This window comes from Ancylomarina euxina (assembly GCF_003863355.1).
Classification (GTDB): domain Bacteria; phylum Bacteroidota; class Bacteroidia; order Bacteroidales; family Marinifilaceae; genus Ancylomarina; species Ancylomarina euxinus.
Map to the genome: position 1 here is coordinate 27973 of NZ_QQWG01000003.1, position 16940 is coordinate 44912.

The 16940-nt window shown below is 35.3% G+C and carries 13 protein-coding genes; 10 read left to right on the forward strand and 3 right to left on the reverse strand.

Annotated features, from left to right (window positions below; genetic code table 11):
* The first annotated feature begins 1041 nt into the window (after window positions 1–1041).
* From DWB61_RS03935 to DWB61_RS03965, 7 genes are all read left to right on the forward strand, one after another.
* Window positions 1042–2640: an HYR domain-containing protein gene (locus tag DWB61_RS03935; RefSeq protein ID WP_125029592.1), complete on the forward strand. Its 1599-nt coding sequence runs from the start codon at window positions 1042–1044 to the stop codon at window positions 2638–2640.
* A gap of 71 nt (window positions 2641–2711) precedes the next feature.
* A complete protein-coding gene (locus DWB61_RS03940) occupies window positions 2712–3569 on the forward strand; it encodes a hypothetical protein (protein WP_125029593.1) in 858 nt (285 codons plus the stop codon).
* A gap of 42 nt (window positions 3570–3611) precedes the next feature.
* Complete coding sequence (locus DWB61_RS03945; RefSeq protein WP_125029594.1) at window positions 3612–4514, forward strand: hypothetical protein; 903 nt, start codon at window positions 3612–3614, stop codon at window positions 4512–4514.
* A gap of 17 nt (window positions 4515–4531) precedes the next feature.
* The gene (locus DWB61_RS03950; protein WP_125029595.1) at window positions 4532–5440 is read left to right on the forward strand and encodes a hypothetical protein; all 909 of its coding nucleotides are present in this window, start codon (window positions 4532–4534) and stop codon (window positions 5438–5440) included.
* A 5-nt stretch (window positions 5441–5445) separates the two neighbouring features.
* Window positions 5446–6159 (forward strand): hypothetical protein, encoded by a 714-nt coding sequence (locus tag DWB61_RS03955; protein ID WP_125029596.1) that lies wholly within the window; start codon window positions 5446–5448, stop codon window positions 6157–6159.
* Window positions 6160–6188: 29 nt separating this feature from the next.
* On the forward strand, window positions 6189–8744 hold the full coding sequence (locus DWB61_RS03960) for a T9SS type B sorting domain-containing protein (protein ID WP_125029597.1): 2556 nt from the start codon (window positions 6189–6191) through the stop codon (window positions 8742–8744).
* A gap of 243 nt (window positions 8745–8987) precedes the next feature.
* Window positions 8988–10049: a PorP/SprF family type IX secretion system membrane protein gene (locus DWB61_RS03965; RefSeq protein WP_125029598.1), complete on the forward strand. Its 1062-nt coding sequence runs from the start codon at window positions 8988–8990 to the stop codon at window positions 10047–10049.
* 548 nt (window positions 10050–10597) lie between these two features.
* Here DWB61_RS03965 and rsmI read toward each other — a convergent pair.
* Entirely contained in the window at window positions 10598–11314 is a 717-nt protein-coding gene (rsmI, locus tag DWB61_RS03970; protein ID WP_125029599.1) for a 16S rRNA (cytidine(1402)-2'-O)-methyltransferase, read from the reverse strand.
* A gap of 101 nt (window positions 11315–11415) precedes the next feature.
* Window positions 11416–12087, reverse strand: a complete 672-nt coding sequence (locus tag DWB61_RS03975; RefSeq protein WP_125029600.1) for a hypothetical protein — start codon at window positions 12085–12087, stop codon at window positions 11416–11418.
* Between the two features lie 343 nt (window positions 12088–12430).
* On the opposite strand from DWB61_RS03975, the gene DWB61_RS03980 reads away from it, so the two are divergent.
* From DWB61_RS03980 to DWB61_RS03990, 3 genes are all read left to right on the forward strand, one after another.
* Window positions 12431–13009 (forward strand): thymidine kinase, encoded by a 579-nt coding sequence (locus DWB61_RS03980; protein WP_125029601.1) that lies wholly within the window; start codon window positions 12431–12433, stop codon window positions 13007–13009.
* Between the two features lie 40 nt (window positions 13010–13049).
* Complete coding sequence (locus DWB61_RS03985) at window positions 13050–15518, forward strand: bifunctional UDP-N-acetylmuramoyl-tripeptide:D-alanyl-D-alanine ligase/alanine racemase (RefSeq protein WP_125029602.1); 2469 nt, start codon at window positions 13050–13052, stop codon at window positions 15516–15518.
* Window positions 15519–15708: 190 nt separating this feature from the next.
* Entirely contained in the window at window positions 15709–16686 is a 978-nt protein-coding gene (locus DWB61_RS03990) for an IS30 family transposase (RefSeq protein WP_125029603.1), read from the forward strand.
* Between the two features lie 66 nt (window positions 16687–16752).
* On the opposite strand, the gene DWB61_RS03995 is transcribed toward DWB61_RS03990, so the two are convergent.
* Window positions 16753–16923, reverse strand: a complete 171-nt coding sequence (locus DWB61_RS03995) for a DUF362 domain-containing protein (RefSeq protein WP_125029604.1) — start codon at window positions 16921–16923, stop codon at window positions 16753–16755.
* Between the last annotated feature and the right edge of the window lie 17 nt (window positions 16924–16940).

Sequence of the window (16940 nt, forward strand, 5' to 3'; positions counted from 1 at the left end):
TTGATATTTATTTTATCAAAATTTCAAAGATCTAATGGATTGTTAGCTTTTATCTTTCATTGACTTTATGGGTTGATGTTTCGTGACGAACGTTTAATTAACATTGATAAGAGGTTTTTTTTTAAAGATTAACCCGTTTTTTTGGATTAGTGTTAAAAAAGTTTAAATTTGAAGCCTAGATCCTTTTCAATTAAGTGGTAATGACTTATTATTGAGATCTGGTTTTAAGTTTTGATAATGAGTGTTTTCGTTGTCGCTTGATGAGATTTATATTTTCGGGAAATAAAAAATACGATTGTATAGTAATTAGTGTTGGGTCTTTATAAAGAACTAGAGAGATTTTTGTTGTATTCTTATGAATAATTTATTTCACATTAGAATGTGCCTGTTTTATTTCTGGAAGGAAGAGTGAAGATGGAGTTGGTAAGGCTTATTTTTATTGGGGTCTGGGATTATTGATGGCTTAAATGATGTTTGGGTTAACGACTTGAAATAAAGATCCTGCTGTTCCTGTTTTTTGATTAATGGAATTGTCTATAAGTAATGCAATGTTTATATTTGTCGGCTTTTTAGATTTGAGCTTTTGAGAGAATATAAGATCTTTTAATCTAATAAGGATTGAGTATTATGCCTTTTTAGTTTGTTATTTATGTTATTTTCATTATATTAAACGTGCCTACTGAGTGGAGATTGAGAGATTTCTAGCTGATTTTGATAATAAAATATTAGTACTTGATTAAAACTATACACATTAAACTTCTACTACTATTTAGCCTGAGCATTCTGTTCGGGCATTCTGCGTTTGCCCAATCTGCACCTACTCCTCCTGTAGAACAACATGTTTGTGTTGGAGTGAGTGTTGATTATTATTTTTATGGCTTCCCTGGTTCTACTGTTCATTGGGATTTTAATGAACCTGTTACCTATACTCCGTCAGGTGATGTCATTTTAAATAATGCAAGTAACAATATTACTTTTGATGGCGTTCTATATCAAAAGGGAATTTTTCCTCATGTTTATGCAACGCAAGGGGATTATTTATTGTCTATTGTTGAGCAGACATTAAGTTGTTCGTCAAATGAAATTACACTTCCTGTCCATGTTCATGCTAAGCCTGTAATAAGTGACGTTGTTCCTACTGATATTGTGTGTTCTGGAGATATAGGAAGTATTGCAGTGAATGTTACTGCGGTAGTTCCTGGTCCTTTGCAATTACAGTATCGTTTAGTTACTTCCCTTGATGTAGAAGTCGTGGCTTGGGTAAATGATAATAATCTATCGCATTATTTTAATAATTTACTAGCAGGCTCTTACAAGGCGCAAATAAGATATGTTTTAGATTCTGATAATTCTAAAGTTGTAAAGGGGAGTTTTAGTGAGTCATCTGTAGTTGTAATTAATTCCGGTGATACTATTGATCCAACCGTTTCAGCATCAACAGATGTTATTACAACCACCTCTGCAGATGGATTGGGCGATTGTGATGTTGATATAGCTATAGTTGATGCAATTTATGACGATAACTGTTCAAGCACCCTGACATGGGCAATGACTGGCGCAGTAACCGCAAGTGGATCGGGTCAGGTAGGAACTTATACCTTCTCAATTGGCATCACAACGATTACTTATGCCAATACTGATGGAACGAATTCAGTTACTGATGTTATGACGGTAACGGTGACCGATACAGAATTGCCAACGATCACATGTTTATCAGATATTGCACAAGCCGCTGATGCGAGCAGTTGTGATGCTGTCGTAACTTATGTGGCACCGGTTGGCGTGGATAATTGTTCAGGAGCAACAACTGCTCAAATTGCAGGTTTAGCCTCTGGATCAACATTCCCAATAGGCGTAACAACAAATACATTTGAGGTAACCGATGCAGCAGGTAATAAGGCCAGTTGTAGTTTTGATGTGACCATTACCGATACAGAATTGCCAACGATCACATGTTTATCAGATATTGCACAAGCCGCTGATGCGAGCAGTTGTGATGCTGTCGTAACTTATGTGGCACCGGTTGGCGTGGATAATTGTTCAGGAGCAACAACTGCTCAAATTGCAGGTTTAGCCTCTGGATCAACATTCCCAATAGGCGTAACAACAAATACATTTGAGGTAACCGATGCAGCAGGTAATAAGGCCAGTTGTAGTTTTGATGTGACAGTAACAAAAGATAACAATATTGCTGTAGTTGACGTAACAGGAACTACAACACCTGAAACAGATCCAGGAATTGTAAATGGAATTCACTGTCCTGATTTAAATGGAATACAAGCAGTGGTTGCTCCATCTGGGAATACTTATTCTGCTGGAACATCGCAAGTGCAGTTTAGAGTAGATCGTTTATGTAATACAGGAGATTGGTCTTTTGCTTATTCAATAGAAGGAGAAGATGTTAATGTTAGCAATGTTTTAATCTCTAATGTAGGCACTTCAACCAACTCTTCAGGTGTGGTTAATGTATCTGCTGGGACGAATTATGTACTTTTTACGATTGATGTGGACAATGTGGTAAACACAGCATTATCTATTGATTTTAAAATTTCAGATGGTGGAACGGAAAGTGCAATCAAAGATCATATAACAATACAACACAACTTGAAAATAATCCCACTAATTGGTGGCTTTGAATAATAAATAAAAATTAACTTACAATATCTAAATTAACTGCTATGAAAAAGCTTTTACTCTCTCTCTTAATTTGTATGGGAATCACAATGGTTTCTAATCAATCTTATGCACAAGAAGCACTTGGTGAAAAACTACAACCCTATGTAGGTAATACCTATACTTATACATTTAAAAATATTCCTGAAAATCTAAAGTATGAGTTTTATTTTAGTACAGATAAAATAGGTAAAGGCGATAAAACGACAGGAACGGCCTATAATCTATATTTTAATGCAACGACTCCTGCGACAGGCACAATTCCAACCGGTGGAGGAGATGCAGTTGTGAAAGTTGATTGGCCAACTGGCGCTGTTCCTGCCATAATAGATATTCCTGTGTATTTATTTATACGTGTTTATCAGGATCCGCATACAAACATATGTGAAAATTTTAATGCTGTGGAAATTATACCAAGAGCAAATGCATTTGTTGTTAATTTTGCAGACATAACTGCTGGAGGTACTATTGAGTCTTGTCCTGATTTTAAGGATTTGGAAGCTGTAGTTGAACCGTCAGCTACTTATACTTATAATGCAGGAACAACTGAATTGACATTTACAGCAACAAGAGATGGCGGAGCTTCAGCAAATGAATGGAGCACACAGTTTGATATAAATCAGGTTGGTGGTACAGTTGATTATACCTATAGTATTAGTGGTGGAGCAACTGTTACTCCCCAAACTGGCTCAGCAAATGAAACTGTAACTATTCCGACTATCACATCTGAAACAATTACTATTACTCTTGAGGTGCAAAACTTCCAAGGACAAGTTCCAGTATTTACAATAAATAATATAACTGCTCAAGATAAGGTTAATCTTGCTTCACCGGCAAGCATCACAGGATTAACTCATACAATAAAAGAAATTCCAGTTATTGGTGATTTTGAATAATGCTATAAAATTTAAACGATAAACGAAAAAAATAATATAGATATGAAAAAGATATTAATATTAACAATGCTCTGCCTAGGGTTTGTAGGATTCTCCGCAAAGTCTTTTGCACAGAGTAGCACAGCCTTGGCACCATTTAATGATGCAACTCATACTTATCAATTTAAAGGAATTACTGAAGGTAGAGAATTTCAATTTTATTTGAGTCCTACAATTAATGAATTGGATCCAACTAATGAGGTCTCAGATTTTGGAACATTTGTAACTTCTGCTACAGGATCGGTCGATAATACTGGAATTGCATCTGTTAAGATTAAATGGGCACCAGGAGCTTCTACAATTTATGGTGCTAGTGGTACAAATGGGGTTTATCTTTATGTTAAGATATATGAGACAGGTACGGATCCAGCAGAGTTAGCTATTTGTGAAAACTATAAGGCCGTAAAGGTTATACCTGTTGCAAATGCCTTTAATGTTACCCTTGCTGATTTGAATGATCCTTCATGTCCTGAATTAGATCCTACTAAAGATTTTCAACCTATAGTTACTGTTGCATCTGATCCAGCTCAGACGAATAGTGGTTATAATGCGGGTAAATCTACTATTCAATTTGAAGTGGGGCGTGTTAACACTTCAAATGACTGGAATTTTACATTTGATCTAACCACAACTAATGCAGGTAACTTTACGTATTCAGTCAATGGCGTTAATGGTACTCAAGCTAGTACCTTAACTGGTATTGATGCAGGAACAATCAATACTGATAAAGTGACAATTGAGATTGTACTTGAAAATCAACAAGGACAAACTCCAGAATTTGGTATAACAATTAAAAGTGCTAAGGATTTAGTCACTTTAGCTGAGGCTATAGCGGCAAATTTACCAGGTTTGGACAAGCATACTGTGAAGGAAATGCCTGCAATTGGTGATTTCTTTGGGATTTAATTCGAAATAAATAAAATATGAAAAATATCTATAAATTATTAATAGCATTAGTTGTTTTAGTGAGCTCGGCAGAGCTCGCTAAAGCGCAAAGTTCAACTTTTGAAAAACCATGGCCAGGATCAACTCATACGTATGGTTTTGATAATATTGCTGGAGGAAGTACAACGACTTGGTATATCTCCAGAGCTGCAACATTAGGTGCTGCCCCAATTACTTTTGCTGATCCTGCAGATTCGGAGTTTACTCTATCTACAGTGGATGGAACTATTGTAGCAGATGCGTCAGGTAATTTATCAGGAACAGCAATTTCTGATGTTAAGATCTTTTGGACAGGAAAAGCAACAGGAACTTATTATTTATTTGTAAATGTTGAAAAAGATGGTTGTTCGAATGTGAAAGGTATCAAAATTGATGTTCAAACTGGTCTGTTTAATGCAATACTTGCTGATGTCACAGGTTCTGATAACCCTGGAACAGTAGATCCGTTAGATGCAGGAAATGATATTATTACAGAAACTTGTCCTGATCAATCTACTATTAGTCCAATTGTTAATTTAACTCCGGATTCATATAGTTTAGGTACATCGAAGATTGTGTATCGTGTGAATCGTGAGTATACAAATACAACTAATGGATGGCAAGTTGCATTTACAAACTTAAGAGCAGATGCAACAATCTTAAGCGTTATTGAAGCTGGTGGTAAAGATATAACAGCTTCTTTTCCATATGTAGTTGCAGGTGATCAAGATTACGTATTGGTAACAGTTACGGTTAAAAATGAATTGTCAACTCTTGATGTGGTATTAACTTTGGACAAAGTACTTACTAAAGATTTGGTGACTATGGCTGAAGATAGTGGTGCTGGAGATTCAGCAACGCACACATTTAAAGCAATGCCAACCATTGGTGCTATGAATGGAAACTAATATAAATGAAAATAAACACAGTATATAAAACATTAATGACATTTGTCATTATCATCCTCTCACTTGCTTCGGCAAGTGGGCAGGGTGCATATACTGTTGTGCTTAATTCTAAGATCAAATATCAAGTAGCAGCCAATGCCGATGTTCAAACTTACGAATGGAAAGTTTATACCAATAATTTATTAACAACTGAAGCGACTGCTTTAGAATGTTTATTAATGCCAGTATCTGGTGAAAGTAATGCCATTTCGGTGGAATGGTTACAAGATGGTGAGTATTATCTGACCTTGTATGCAAGCGGATATAATGGTTGTGTAAATAAAAAGGCATGGAAATATACGGTGGGATCAACACCTACTATTGCCTTTGAACAATTAGCATCAGAAGATTGTTCTGATGATGATACTAGTTTTGCTACACTTTTAGTAGCTAAATTCGATACCGATACTGATTTATCGGAAGATCAATACCCTCTTACTGTAACCTATCGAATTACAGGTGAAACAGAGGATAGAACTGCAACGGTTAACTTTGCAGATAAATTATTTCCAATTGAAGGAATAATTGAAGATATTAACAATGAAACAATAAACCAGATAAGGATCATTAGTGCCTCGAATAAATTTGGAGGAAATATTAATGTCCTTACTGGACAAGATATACATACTAGAACTATATTTAAGAAGCCCGTTATTAGTGGAACTATAATAGTAAATTAGAAATATATTTAAAATATTAAAAGAAATAGATGTTAAGAACCTTACTACATAAAACACTGCTTACTGCAATAGCTATCCTTCTAGGAGGATTAGCTGTTGTGGCGCAGACTAATGTAGTTAAGGGAACAGCTCTAAGCTTTAAGGCTGAAGAAAATACAGCTGTTGACTACCGTTGGGAAATTTACAGTGTGGATGCAGGTACAACGGTTAATTTGACCTCAAATACGCATATTTCAGAGGAGTATACTTTTAATGTCTCTGGTAATTATCAGGTGAAGGTGTATCCTGTTGATAAGCTAAGTCGTTGTTTAGGTGAACCTTTGGTTCTAGCCGTTACTGTTGCAGGTGATGCACCAACACTTATTTTCGATGACTTATCTACCCCCTATGTGTGTTCTGCAAATAATGGGGTAAACCCGAGAGCGGAGATTGCTTGTACGGTGAATTACACAGGACCACTGCCTTGGACATTTAAATACTCGGTAGATAGAGAACCTGCTTTATTGCCTCCAGGAGCTGATGAAATTTGGACGTCTACTTTTGATTTCGTTGTGACGATTCGAAACACATCCGGAAGAAAATCGCGTTCAGAAATCATGATTGTTGAAGCAAAGAGTATTTCAGGTCTTGAAATTGTTGAGAATATCGATGATCATAGAGTTGAGATTGATGTACTGGGTTTACCAGATACAAAATTCTTAGATTTTGAGCCTACTGTTATGGCTGGAACATTACAATCCTATAAGGCAAATATTTTAAGACACGATCCAAATATCACACCAACATCTCCTGCTAGTAGTAAGCGTTATGAAATATTTATTCCAGACGGAGCGACGGTATTGAATGAAAACACCATACTATTGGCTGATGAACTTCATTCTGAATTGACTTTTGATATTCAGTGGGGTGATGAACTGGGTGCTAAGGAAGTTAAGTTGATTGAGAAGAATGGATTCAATTGTTATGGGGATACCATTTCTGCAGATATCAATGTGATTGAAACCTTCCTGGTTGATTTAGGAGGTGATAAAGATGTTTGTAAGGGTGATGAAATTACTCTTACGCCTAGTATTAATATGGATGGAACTTTCACTTATGCCTGGTCTACAGGTGAAACAAGCGAATCTATTCAAGTTAGTCAGGCGGGTAATTATAGGTTAACCGTTACAGAGACTAATCTGAATAAAACGTCATCCGTAAGTGTTCAGGTTAATCTTCTTGATTTACCTCTTGTTGATTTAGGTGAAGATTACGAACTTGCTGATGGTGAAATTAAAACACTTGATGCAGGGTTGAATGATGCTTACCTGTGGTCTAATGGTGAAACCACAAGAACAATAAATGTTGATAAGAGTGGTTTGTATTTCGTTACGGTAAGTGGAGCAAATGGCTGTCAGGCAAGTGATGAAATTAACATTACAAGTGTGAATGATGTTTTTGCTATAGAATTGGGCGGTGACATACAGGCTTGTATTAATGATGAAGTCATTCTTAATCCTAATCCAAGTATCACTCAGAATTATAAATTCAAATGGAGTACAGGAGAAGAAACTCAAACCATCAGTGTTAGTGAATCAAAAACATATTCAGTTGTTGTAACCGATGATGTAGGTAATGTGAAGCGAGATGAGATAGCTGTTTTATTCAATGCTTTACCCATTGTGGATTTGGGAGCTGATCGTTATATCTATGAAGATGAAACGGTAACTCTTGATGCAGGTAATGCTGAAGCAGGACTAACTTATTTGTGGAATACGGGTGCAACGACTCAAACTATTGATGTTACTGTAGGAGGCGAATATAGTGTAATCATAACCAATGCAAATGGTTGTTCTAATACGGGTAAAATGACGTTAACGAGTAATGGTGGAAAGAAATTCACCGTTGACTTAGGTGATGATATTGAAATTTGTGAAGGTGATAGAGCTTACCTTGAACCAATTATAGATAGAGAAATTGATGCAACTTATAAGTGGATTCCTGTCGGATCAACAGATAAAGGTATTTATGTCGATAAGAAAGGTAAATATTGTGTTGAAGTTTCTGATGCCTTTGGTAATAAAGAAACAGCTTGTGTTGATCTGCTGATCAATGCTTCACCCATCGTTGATTTAGGAGATGATATTAACCTGGATGCTGGTGAAACGGCCCTATTAGATGCAGGTAATGAAGACAGTTTCTACCAATGGTCAACTGGTGCTATATCACAAGTCATAGAAGTTGGCTCTGCAGGTACTTATTCAGTTGCAGTCACAAATCCTAAGAATTGTATCGGCCGAGATGAAGTGAAAGTATCCTTTCCTCAGGGAGAAGAATTTGTTGGATTCCCTTCAGGATTTACGCCTAATGGTGATGGAAACAACGATGTTCTTTATGTACGCGGAAATAATATTAAGACGGTTGCCTTTATTATTTACAATAGAGGTGGGCAGCAAATATTCCAGTCGAATCGACTTGAAATTGGTTGGGATGGTACATACAAGGGTCAGTTACAACGAATGGATGCTTATATCTATTACCTTAATGTTACCTTTGATAATGGAACCTCTGTACAAAAACGAGGAGAGGTGACTTTAGTTAACTAAACTGTGACGAATGGTTCAGTTATGATGTCGATTGAATTTAGTTTTTGATAGAACATAAATTTCGTTTAATGAATAATTAAATAAAGGTTAAGCTTCGGTGAAAAAATATTTGTAATTTAACGCACTATGTTTTGATGGGTAATAAACTTTATTACCCATTTTTTTTGATAAATTTGTTACAGTCAGCTTTCGTTGTTATATTCATTTGAATTTAACATTAGGGAGTAATTCTATTGTTCGAGTATGAATAAATATAAGATACTATTTATTGTATTTATTGCCTTCTTAGGATTGAAGAATGTTTCTGCACAGCAGGTCTACTCTTCTCAATTCTACTCGATGCCTGTATTCCTAAATCCCGCATTAACAGGGAACTCTGATTATAATATAAGAAGTGGAGTGAACTATAGGAACCAATGGAACTCTGTGACAACACCTTTTGTTTCTCAAGCTGCCTATATCGATGGAAAATTGTCATTCCCATACCTGGGTGCTTCATGGTTAGGTATTGGTGGGGTTATTTTTAATGATAAGGCTGGTGAAGGTGGTTTGAAAACGAACCAACTGATGTTGACAACCTCGTTAAATAAAAGTTTGAATAAGGGAAATACCCTATTTTTCCATGGGGGATTAGGTATCGAATTGGTGAATAAATCAGTCGATTATAATAAGCTGGTTTTCGATGAACAATGGGATGGAACAATTTTTAATAAAGATTGGAAAAAAGGGGAACCATTGGGAAGACAAACCTTATTTTATATAGATTTCTCATTAGGGGGATCTTTTACTTATTTTAGAGGGAAAACAAAATATTTCTTCGGAATGGCTGTTTCTCATTTGAACCAGCCTAATGAGTCTTTCTATGAAATTACAAATAACTTAAAAAGAAGTTATAATTATCATGGAGGTGTTGAAACAAAGTTAAATTCGAGACTATATATCAAGCCTGAGTTTATGTATAAAAGTGAGTATTTAAGTACTGAATTAGTATTAGGTGCTAACTTTACAATGGCTACGGGTGATAAAGGCATTGTTTTGCACTATGGTGTTTGGTATCGTAATAAGGAAGATATTATTCCTACCGTAGGTTTTCAGAAGAACAGGTTTAAATTTCTTCTATCATACGATATAGATGTATCTGCTTTACAACTAACTTCTGCCAGTAAGGGTGGTTTAGAGATATCTCTAACCTATAACTACAATTACTCAAGTCCACGAAATGTGAAGCGATTAGAACGTAAAAGAAAGGCTAAAAAGATAGGCGATAAAGCTATTTCTTGCCCTAAGTTTACAAATGAAGACTAATACTACATTAACATCAAAACCAATCTTATAAAATGTTGATTCGCAGGTTCAAGAGGGCTAAAGCCGTACTTTTTAGCTATATCTTCGTTAAAAATGATGCAAGGTAACTCGGCTATCTTTTACTTTTTTGCTGCTATATTGTTTTGGGTGGGTGAATTATTTTAAAAACATTTTTTTACTTGTTCTTTTGTCTTGAAACAAAAGAACCAAAAATTCAAGAGCCGCGATTTTATCAATCTTAAAACTGCCTGTATGATAAGTGCAGCCGGGTGATTTCCTCGGCAAGCTCGGAACTTCCGGGTTTTACTAATCATCCATTGGGTTTATAAGATCTCTTATATCAATGCTCAATAATTACAGCTATAAAAAATAGTACTATTTAATTGTTTAAACTTCACCCACTATATTCAACATAGAACCAATTTTTTGCCTTGATCTAGCTAAAAACTATTCCATTTTAATTAAAGCTTATTTTGAAATTAAATTGGTATAATTCCGATTCATAAAAAATCCCCTTAACCGTTGGGAAAGGGGATTTGTATATGACCTTAAATTCGGTCTTTCTTAATATATTCTTTTTTCTTCTTTTTTTCTATTTCTTTACCTCCAACAACAATTACGATTTCACCCTTTACAGTTTTTGCAGTAAAGTGTGCTATGAGTTCTGATAGTGTACCTCGAGCATTTTCTTCATGCAGTTTTGTGATTTCACGAGAAACCGAAGCTTTACGATCTTCCCCCATGACCTCAGCAAATTGTGTTAAGGTTTTCACCAATCGGTGGGGCGATTCGTAAAATATCATTGTTCTTTGTTCTTCAGCTAATTCGTTTAGTTTGTTCTGACGACCTTTCTTTTGAGGTAAAAAACCCTCGAAACAGAAACGTTCGTTTGGTAGTCCAGAATTAACAAGTGCTGGTACAAAGGCCGTAGCACCAGGAAGACATTCAACTTCAATATCATTCTCTAGACAATGTTTTACAAGAAAGAAACCAGGATCTGAAATTGCTGGTGTTCCTGCGTCGGAAATTAAAGCAATGGTTTGGCCTGCTTTTATTCGATCTACAATTTGTTGAGAAGCTTTATGCTCGTTGAACTTATGATGTGAGATTAATGGCTTACTTATTTCATATCGCTTCAGTAAAAATCCAGAAGTACGAGTGTCTTCAGCAAGAATAACATCAACTGATTTTAAAATATTAATGGCTCGAATGGTGATGTCTTCGAGGTTTCCAATTGGAGTTGGGACTAAAAAAAGTTTCGACATGAAAAATGTATTGCAATTACTAATGAGTGCTCAAAGATAAGGAGATTGTGATGATTACTTGTGAAAAATTAAATTTTCCAGTTCGTAATTTACGAATTAGCCTATTCGAACTTTCTTTTAATCAAATCGAAGAATTGAATAACGGTATCTTTTTGATTATCCCACTGCTTCGTTTTATTGAAATGTGAAATGATTTTATTGCAATCACTTTGATTATTGATATAATTTATTGCTGCCTTATAGTCTTCAGTATTGTTATCAAAAAGTTCACGAATAAATAAGAACTGGTCATTTATTCCAATGGCGGATTGAATATCTAGGAGCTTGGATTTTTGGATTTTCTCTTGTAGATTATTTTTTCTAGAAGCTTGTAGTTTATCATTAAGTGTTGAAACAGCTGTATCAAGATTATTTTTAATAGGCTCTATGAGTTGAATCCCCAATTCAATATGATTTGTTTCACTAAGAGATTTATTTTTTTCTGTTGCAGATGCTTTTTTAGGTGTAGAATGAACTTCAGATTCTTCTAAAGGTGATTTCGATTGTTTGTCAGAATTAATTTCTGTGTCAATAAGATTAGAGGTAAAATCAATGTTTTGATTGTCTAGGTTTAACTTTAGAATTTCAATATCCTTATTCAAACTAGCTAATCGAGATTCTAACAAGGGAAAGCCACTTTTTAAGTCAGCCTGTTCATTCTGAAAATGATTAATCAGTTTCTTAATTTCCTCAATATTATTGTTAATGAGTTGAATGATTATTTTATTGTTCATTGTTCTTGTCATTATTTCGAGATGAAATTTTAGCCTAAGAATGGCACTCATCTTGAAAGGTTAGAAATGAAAATTAACCTATTGTTTGATTTATCTGATTAATACGGATTCTTTCAAAATAAGATATCCAAGTTTGTTTTTTTTGTGTAAAAGGTTCTGTAAAAGCTTGTAAATAGGTGAATTTTATTCATATAACCATGGGTTGTCTTAAATATTTAATTTTGTAAATTCACCTGATTTATAGGCTGGTACAACTTGGTGATAATATCCCGCAAATTACTAAATAAATTTAGAGCTTTTCTTATTTTTGTGTGACGAAGTAAAATGACTAAAGAAAATAAATATGTTTCTTGAAAACGATATTAATAGTGCAGGAAGTAGAGGATGGATTGAAGTTGTAGCAGGCTCAATGTTTTCTGGAAAAACGGAAGAGTTAATCAGACGTTTGAATCGGGCAAAAATTGCCAAGCAGAAGGTGGAAATCTTTAAGCCGAAAGTTGATACACGATATTCTGATGATGAAGTTGTCTCGCACAACGCTAATGCTATTCGCTCAACACCTGTTGAAACCGCTGCAAATATTTTACTATTGTCAAGCGATGTAGATGTAGTTGGTATTGACGAGGCTCAGTTTTTTGACGATGGTCTTGCTGAAGTTTGTAATATATTGGCTAATCAAGGTATTCGTGTCATTGTAGCAGGTTTGGATATGGATTTCCAGGGAAAACCTTTTGGTCCTATTCCTGGGCTGATGGCTACTGCTGAATATGTAACTAAAGTACATGCAGTTTGTATGCAGTGTGGTAATTTGGCTCAATATTCACACCGTTTTTCCGATACCGATAAATTGGTTCTATTAGGAGAAAAAGATGCCTACGAACCCTTATGTCGAGTTTGTTATCGCAAGGTTAAGAGCAACTAATTACTTATCTTACCATTATTCTTTTACCTAAGAGCTAATTTTGAATTCATCTAAAACATATCAATTAAATCATATTGCTCAAATTGTTGGCGGAACCTTAATTGGGGATGATGATTTTCAGATTGATAGGTTATCTATCGATAGTCGGACCTTGGTTTTGGCATCTAAAACTTTGTTTTTTGCTTTAGTTGGAGAAAGACATAATGGTCATGATTACATCCAAGACCTATATGATAAAGGCATTCGGGCTTTTGTCGTAAGTGAGAACATTAATCAGGGTCTTTTTGGTGACTGTAATTTTATTGTAGTAACCGATACACTTAATGCTTTACAGAAGCTTTGTGCACATCATCGTAAAAACTTTACTTATCCAGTTATTGCCATAACTGGTAGTAATGGGAAAACAATAGTAAAAGAGTGGTTATACCAAGTTTTAAATCCGCACTATCGAATTGTTAGAAGTCCCAAGTCATACAATTCTCAAGTTGGTGTACCTATTTCGGTATGGCAAATGAATCTTGAGGATGAATTTGCGATTTTTGAAGCGGGTATTTCCAAGCCCTGTGAGATGGATAAACTTGAAACAATTATCCAGGCTACGGGAGGAATCTTCACACATTTAGGATCGGCACATTTAGAGAATTTCGATGACACAAAGTCTTTATTAGATGAAAAACTAAAGCTATTTGCTTCTTGCGAGTGGATTGTATACTGTAGTGATGATATTAGGGTAAGTGATGCAATAAAAGAACGATATGCACATCAGAAGGTGTTATTGAATTGGTCTCGAAATACAGATTCCAAATTGCAGATTATTTCTGAAAAGCTTGATAAGGGAAAGATAGAATTGAAAGCAGTCTATAATGGAGAAGAGAAAACGATTCTTCTGCCATTTATTGATAAAGCTTCAATTGAAAATGCAATCAACTGTTGGTTGACTTTCCTTCACTTAGGTTTGTCTGATGAACACATTTATAAGGGATTTTGTGACTTAGAGGCAGTCGCTATGCGTCTTGAAATAAAAGAAGGGCAAAACAACTGTCTTTTGATTAATGATTATTATAATTCTGATCTAGGATCTCTTTCTATAGCTCTTGATTTGATGAATCAGCAAGGTAAGGAGAGAAAGAAAACGGTCATATTATCCGATATTTTTCAATCAGGTTTTGAACCCAGAGATTTATATGAGCAAGTCTCTGAACTTCTGACTTTAAATGAGATTGATAAAATTGTAGGTATTGGTGATAATATCGCTTCTCAGGCCAAAAACTTTCAATGCGAATCGGTTTTTTATTCAACAACAGAAATATTCTTAAACACTTTAGATCCAAACGGTTTTAAAAACGAAATTATTTTGATTCGAGGTGCTCGTGATTTCCGATTTGAACGGATTTCCAGTGCCTTGCAATATAAAGCTCACCGAACTATACTAGAGGTTAACTTGACCGCTATGGTGCATAATTTGAACTATTTCAGATCACTTCTGCAGCCTAATACCAAATTGATGGTTATGGTAAAAGCTTTTTCATATGGAAGTGGTTCTACCGAGATAGCAAATCTACTTCAATATCATCATGTAGATTATTTAGCCGTTGCAATCGCTGACGAAGGTGTCGATTTGCGTACGAATGGCATAAGTACTCCCATAGTTGTTATGAACCCAGAGTTGCATAGTTTCGAAACCATGATTGATTACAACTTGGAACCCGAGATTTATTGTTTAAGCGTATTGAAGAGTTTTGAATCGATTCTTAAAAGATCAGGTCTGAAGAATTATCCTATCCATTTAAAATTGGATACAGGTATGTTTCGTATGGGTTTTGTTGATCATGAATTAGATGAATTAATCAACTATCTGAAAGTTAATCCTTATTTCCATATTCGATCGGTTTTTTCACATTTAGCTGGTTCTGATGAAGAAATTCATGATGATTATACAGAAAGTCAAATTGCTAAGTTTGAAGATTGGAGCAAGCAAATTCGTACTGCTTTTGCATATGAAATTGATAGACATATCCTTAATACATCGGGAATAGAGCGATTCCCTAATGCTCAGTTTGAAATGGTTCGTCTGGGAATAGGGCTATATGGAGTAAGTGCTACAAAGCAGAATATGTTGATGAATGTTAGTAGTCTGAAAACGACTATATCTCAGATAAAATGGGTTGAGAAAGATCAAACAGTTGGTTATAGCCGTAAGGGCAAACTTAATAAGAAAAGTCGTATAGGTATTATCCCCATTGGTTATGCCGATGGCTTCAATCGAAAGTTAAGCAATGGGGTAGGTCAGGTTTTGGTTAATGGAAATTTGGTATCCGTCGTTGGGAATGTTTGTATGGATATGTGTATGATTGATTTAACAGATATTGAAGCAGAGGAGGGGGATTCTGTTATCATCTTTGGAGATGACTACTCTTTAAGTAGAATCGCTGAGAAGCTTGACACAATTCCATATGAAATATTAACGACCGTTTCACGTCGTGTGAAACGCATTTATTTTCAAGAATAAAATGGGGATTATAAAGAGGCTAAAAACAGAAGTACTTAGATTCAAGTAACCAATGCAACTTAGGTGATTATATGTGAGTTTAGTTTATGATAATTTTTACAGAACAAAGGAGAGAGTATGATCTCCCCTTGTTCTGAAGGAATAAAAGTTCTTATTTTACCACCTAAATCACCACAAAATAAGTTGTAAAATGGAACGATTAACCGAGAATCAAAGGTATACAATTTCAGTTATGCTCAAAAGAGGGCATTCTAAAATAGAAATAGCTTCTTATCTAGGCAGAGATAAGTCTGTGATCTATAGAGAGCTTAAACGTAATTGTGATAAGCGAAGTGGGGAGTACAGAGCTGATCTGGCACAACGTAAGTATGAAAAACGCCTGAAGGATAAGGTAAAGAGAGTGAAATTTACCGAAGAGCTAAAGTCTAAGGTAGATGAGCTTTTGAAAGAAGATTACAGTCCAGAGCAGGTTCATGGACGTCTCAAAGCAGAAGGTAAATTTTGTGTTTCTCATGAAACGATATATCAATATGTTTGGATAGACAAGAAACAAGGCGGGACTTTATATCTGCACTTAAGATGCGGCAATAAACGATATCGTAAACGTTCTGGTAGTAAGGATAAAAGAGGCATTCTTAGGAATCGTATAGGTATAGAAGAACGTCCCAAAATAGTTGATCAGAAAAGTAGATTTGGCGATTTAGAAATTGACACTGTGATCGGGAAGAATCACAAGAAAGCTTTACTGACAATTAATGATAGAGTTACTGGTTTGGTATGGATTAGACTATTGGAAGGAAAACATGCAAAGCCATTAACAGCAGAAGCAATTCAAGCACTATGGGACAATAGGGGCAAGATACATACAATCACGGCTGATAATGGGAAAGAGTTTGCTGATCATCAGACTATCGCAGAGCAGCTAGATGTGGATGTGTATTTCGCCAGACCCTATCATTCCTGGGAAAGAGGGGCAAATGAAAATACGAACGGATTAATTAGACAATATTTCCCCAAAGGCTCTTCTTTTGAGGAGATAACACCTGAAAAAGTCAAATGGGTGCAAGATAAATTAAACAACAGACCTAGAAAGCGTCTAAATTATCTTACCCCAAATGAAATGTATAATATTATTGTTAATAATGAAGCAGTTGCATTAGCGGCTTGAATTCAGCGTATAAAAAAAACCGATGATCTAATCATCGGTTTTTTTATGATATCTGTAGAGATACGGTTATTCAGGATGAATAGCTTCTACAGGACAAGCATCAACGCAAGTACCACAGTCAGTACATAGATCTGCATCGATAACATAACGCTCATCTCCCATAGAGATCGCTTCAACTGGACATTCCCCTTCGCATGAACCGCAAGAAATACAATCGTCGTTTATTACGTAAGCCATTGTGTTTTATTTTTTAG

Bases quoted from the DNA above. Each gene is read 5' to 3' on its own strand.
- DWB61_RS03940 (WP_125029593.1), top strand. From the start codon at position 2,712: ATGGGAATCACAATGGTTTCTAATCAATCTTATGCACAAGAAGCACTT.
- DWB61_RS03960 (WP_125029597.1), top strand. From the start codon at position 6,189: ATGTTAAGAACCTTACTACATAAAACACTGCTTACTGCAATAGCTATC.
- DWB61_RS03955 (WP_125029596.1), top strand. From the start codon at position 5,446: ATGAAAATAAACACAGTATATAAAACATTAATGACATTTGTCATTATC.
- DWB61_RS03990 (WP_125029603.1), top strand. From the start codon at position 15,709: ATGGAACGATTAACCGAGAATCAAAGGTATACAATTTCAGTTATGCTC.
- DWB61_RS03945 (WP_125029594.1), top strand. From the start codon at position 3,612: ATGAAAAAGATATTAATATTAACAATGCTCTGCCTAGGGTTTGTAGGA.
- DWB61_RS03980 (WP_125029601.1), top strand. From the start codon at position 12,431: ATGTTTCTTGAAAACGATATTAATAGTGCAGGAAGTAGAGGATGGATT.
- DWB61_RS03950 (WP_125029595.1), top strand. From the start codon at position 4,532: ATGAAAAATATCTATAAATTATTAATAGCATTAGTTGTTTTAGTGAGC.
- DWB61_RS03965 (WP_125029598.1), top strand. From the start codon at position 8,988: ATGAATAAATATAAGATACTATTTATTGTATTTATTGCCTTCTTAGGA.
- rsmI (WP_125029599.1), bottom strand. From the start codon at position 11,314: ATGTCGAAACTTTTTTTAGTCCCAACTCCAATTGGAAACCTCGAAGAC.
- DWB61_RS03995 (WP_125029604.1), bottom strand. From the start codon at position 16,923: ATGGCTTACGTAATAAACGACGATTGTATTTCTTGCGGTTCATGCGAA.
- DWB61_RS03975 (WP_125029600.1), bottom strand. From the start codon at position 12,087: ATGAACAATAAAATAATCATTCAACTCATTAACAATAATATTGAGGAA.